This is a genomic window from uncultured Campylobacter sp. (genome assembly GCF_963517995.1).
Taxonomy (GTDB): Bacteria; Campylobacterota; Campylobacteria; order Campylobacterales; family Campylobacteraceae; genus Campylobacter_A.
In genome coordinates this window covers 1-3,648 of sequence record NZ_CAUQHQ010000185.1, presented here as the reverse complement: position 1 = coordinate 3,648, position 3,648 = coordinate 1, and the positions used below count along the sequence as shown (strand labels likewise).

Sequence of the window (3,648 nt, the reverse complement as noted above, 5' to 3'; positions counted from 1 at the left end):
GCAAGACCGAGAAAAGCACAAACGTAGCGGTAGCGGTATGGGGCTGAGCAGATAATTCACATTATCCTCTAAAAGAGGTAGCCTTGCGGCGCTTTAGCGCATAAGCAAGGCGGAATAGGGGGTAAGGGGGCGGTGCGCAGTGCGTAAGCACAAGCACGTACACACGCCCCGGTTCCGATTGTGTTTAAGCCAATTTTTGCGATTTTTTGCGACGAAGTTTTCTTTTAACCTCTTTTTTAAATTCTTTTATATCTTTTAGGGTCTCGCTAGAGCCGTGATACCAAGGGGTTTAGACATCATACAATAATAGATTTTCCGAAATACAATAATAGATTTTCCTTTTATACAATAATAGATTTTCCGAAATACAATAATAGATTTTCCGCTACTTTTCTATTATAAAAAATAATATATGGTATTGATTTATTATTCTATTTTTTATATAATACAATAATAAAATAATATATGGATTATTGTATGAACGAAGTCGTTAAATATTCAAACGAGCTACACGAGCTAAAATTTAATACTCTCACGGAAGCGCAACAAAACGTATTTTTTACTATCTTGCAACAGTTTAGAAATACGGACGGCTATATATTAGAACTTGATTTTTATAAAGTATTCGAGTTGGCTCAAGTAGCTGACAGCAGTAGCTATCGAAAAGAAATCTTAGATAAGCTCGGTAAGCTGCAAGAGTTTAAATTTCGGTATGAAATCAATGATGAAGGGGATTTACGGCAAGAGATTATTTTTCCCATGCTTGAAACAGACACCAAAAATAGAATTTTAAGAGTTCAGGTATCACAAGGTTTTAAGGATCGCTATATTTCAAGCCCACTAAAAGGCTGGACAAGGTATGAATTAGCCGAGTTTGTGGGGCTTAGCGGGACGTATGCAAAGACCATTTATCGATATTTGAAGCAGTTTAGGCAAACTGGTTTATGGCATATTAAATATAAAGACTTCAAGGAGCTTTTAGGGATACCCGAAAGCTATCAAGCGTGCAATATAGACCAGCAAATTTTAAAGCCAGCAATAAGAGAACTATCAGCAGAACGCAACCTGTTTGATCAGCGACGAGCACCGTTTAAGGGGCTTATGATAAAAAAGATTAAAAGCGGGCGAAATATCGATGCGCTAGAATTCTACTTTGAGCCGCAGCCTATAAGCGACATCGAGCACGACAAAAAAGAGAATCGCCGAAATTTAGACACGATCGCGAGCGACATCAAGCGCCAGGATATGCTTAGAGAGTTAAAGCGCAGCAATCCTATCACGGGCAAAGCCGTCAATGACTTTGACCCGTACATAGGCAGATACCTACGCATATACAACGAAAAAATGAACGTCACGGATATACTAAAAATTCAAAGCTTCGAGCAAAGCGGGGAGCAAATAGAAGTCAAGCTTTTCAACGTCGATGACGAATACTCGACCGTAATGAGATTTGACAATTTCAAGCACTTTAAAAATACTTTCGAGAGATACGGAGACTAAATGACGACAATCAAGGACGAACCCGGCTTAAACGAAGCAGATCAAAAAGAGCTTGAGAAAATCATCGCCGCAGACGATCGCGGCGAAATAGAATATATACTCTTTGAAGAATTCGACCGCAATATGAAAAACTTTTTGAAGAGCTTAGCCGCGCAAAATGCGAACTAGAAAAAAATCGGGTATTTTTTTGCCGCTCTTTATCCACAAGTAGCCGACGACGAAACTAGCCAGCAAGACCAACGGAACGTATAGGCCAATATTACTCCGACTGCACAGACCTTAAAGCCGACCAGCATATAATAATCGCACTAACAACCATAAAGAAAGCGATCACAAACGAACTCATTTTATCCTCCTATTTCTTCAATTCTCTAATTTCTTTTAAAATTTTTTTGGCATGCATAGTGCCTAAAATTATACCAATAAAAAGGACGACGGCGACTCCGCAAGCCCCGTAAAAAATAATCGCATCATCAAAATTTTTATAATGCGTAGCGATCCAGCTTACAAGAGCAGCAAAAGCGGTCATAAAAAATCCGATATAAAATTTTAACAGCCCTAGTCGCTCTTTTGCTTCATCTAATTTCGGCATTTTTTACCTCTGTTTTTGCTATATTGTAGCATTTTTTTAAACCTCATAGAACTTTTGCCTTGCTTGCTGAGAACTTTCGCCCTATCCATTCATCTGCCTAGTTATTAAATTTCTAAGTATTTGATTTTTACTGATGCCTTTTTCTTTGGCTTCTTTGGCTAGAAACTCCATCTCATCATCAGACAAATAGGCCGTCATCTGACGAGTCGGTGGATTTTCGGATTTTGGGCGTCCTAGTTTTTTATACTTGGCTAGAACAGCCTCTAACTCCGAGATCTTGTCTAGTTTCGCCGTTTGATCGTCCGCCTCCGCAAATCCGGTAGCAACCTCGTCGTTTAGTTTAAAATTTGAAAGATTCTTCATGCTAGGCCTTATTTTTTATGTACTCGATAATTTTATAGTATTGCAAATAGAAGTCTTTATACTGTGATCTTGATAAACCGTTTTGATTATAGAGCTCTGCAAAGCTCATGCCGTTTGCAATAGCGTTTTCAAATATCGCCGATCTTTTTAAAAGCATGTATTCGACGTCGTTTTTAAATCCAGCTCCCTTCAAGGCCTCTATAATAGTTCCCAGATCTCCCTTGTTCACAACGTCCGTCACCAAAACCATCATATTTTTAGTATAGTCTTTTATTTGATTATAGGTTTCTGCGGCTTTAAAAACAGAGTTTATTTTTGGAGTAACTGGCATGATTACAATATTGCACTCTTTTAGTATACTTAACACCCCAGGAGCTACAAAACCGCCAAAATCATACACTGTATTATCTGCTAGTTTACAAGGATTAGAAAACACGGCTTTATCGTATATCTGAGTAATTACAGAATTATCATTGGTCTGTAAATTTAAGCCCAGATCTTTTGCCAAACTAAAAGCCAAAGGCGTTTTGCCTACTCCACCTTTAGAATTAATTATCGCTATTCTCATACAAAGCTCCTTAAGTATTTTCTAAAAATTATAACTTATTTTATATTAACAACTTTTTAATATAAATAATTTGTTATATATAATAACTTATATTATTTTATAAGTTGTAAAATAATATAAGTTATAAAATAGCTCTAATATTTTTATACTATCTGCTTTTGTCTAATAATTCTATTTTTAACCATAGTATTCTTTTTAAGAAAAACTCCTTTGAAAATTTTTTAACCTATTCCAATCCTATATTATTCCTTAAAAATAAAAATCAAATTATTTTTATAATATCTTATTTCATATTAAGACCATTAAAAGAATGTTGCACTATAATTCTTTTAATATTTTGATACAAAAAATCATAATTATCATAAAGGATTTTAAATGAGATTAGCTATCAGTCTGGCTGCGGCTGCGACGGCGCTGCTCGCAAACGGTGCAAATCCCGACGTCATAAAGCCGATAAAGGATTTTACGCCTCCACCGCCATATACGCCAAACATCGCCCAAAGCGCATTACCCGAAAATCAATTCGACCGCGCGCCAAGGGATGATTATTTTTTCGTGACGGATTTGCTCGATAATTCGATGGATAAATTTCACGTCGCGGGCGGATTTTACGGCAGGACGTTTT

5 protein-coding genes and 1 pseudogene are annotated in these 3,648 nt (G+C 36.8%); 3 read left to right on the top strand and 3 right to left on the bottom strand.

Going from position 1 to position 3,648, the window contains the following annotated elements:
• Nucleotides 1-477 precede the first annotated feature (477 nt).
• Together RYL88_RS12235 and RYL88_RS12230 are read left to right on the top strand one after the other, a co-directional pair.
• On the top strand, nt 478-1,500 hold the full coding sequence (locus RYL88_RS12235) for a replication initiation protein (RefSeq protein ID WP_163028092.1): 1,023 nt from the start codon (nt 478-480) through the stop codon (nt 1,498-1,500).
• Nucleotides 1,501-1,668: a hypothetical protein gene (locus RYL88_RS12230; RefSeq protein ID WP_163028091.1), complete on the top strand. Its 168-nt coding sequence runs from the start codon at nt 1,501-1,503 to the stop codon at nt 1,666-1,668.
• A gap of 187 nt (nt 1,669-1,855) precedes the next feature.
• Here RYL88_RS12230 and RYL88_RS12225 read toward each other — a convergent pair whose 3' ends face one another.
• The 3 genes from RYL88_RS12225 to RYL88_RS12215 form a co-directional block, all read right to left on the bottom strand.
• Nucleotides 1,856-2,029 carry a hypothetical protein gene (locus RYL88_RS12225; RefSeq protein ID WP_314991648.1) on the bottom strand — a complete coding sequence of 58 codons (174 nt, stop codon included), beginning with the start codon at nt 2,027-2,029 and terminating at the stop codon, nt 1,856-1,858.
• Nucleotides 2,030-2,173: 144 nt separating this feature from the next.
• The gene (locus RYL88_RS12220; RefSeq protein ID WP_122874718.1) at nt 2,174-2,455 is read right to left on the bottom strand and encodes a hypothetical protein; all 282 of its coding nucleotides are present in this window, start codon (nt 2,453-2,455) and stop codon (nt 2,174-2,176) included.
• Nucleotide 2,456: 1 nt separating this feature from the next.
• Nucleotides 2,457-3,023, bottom strand: a complete 567-nt coding sequence (locus RYL88_RS12215; RefSeq protein WP_163028090.1) for a ParA family protein — start codon at nt 3,021-3,023, stop codon at nt 2,457-2,459.
• Between the two features lie 375 nt (nt 3,024-3,398).
• Between RYL88_RS12215 and RYL88_RS12210 the strand changes: the two are divergent.
• Nucleotides 3,399-3,648: pseudogene (locus tag RYL88_RS12210) on the top strand (TonB-dependent receptor); the annotation flags it as partial.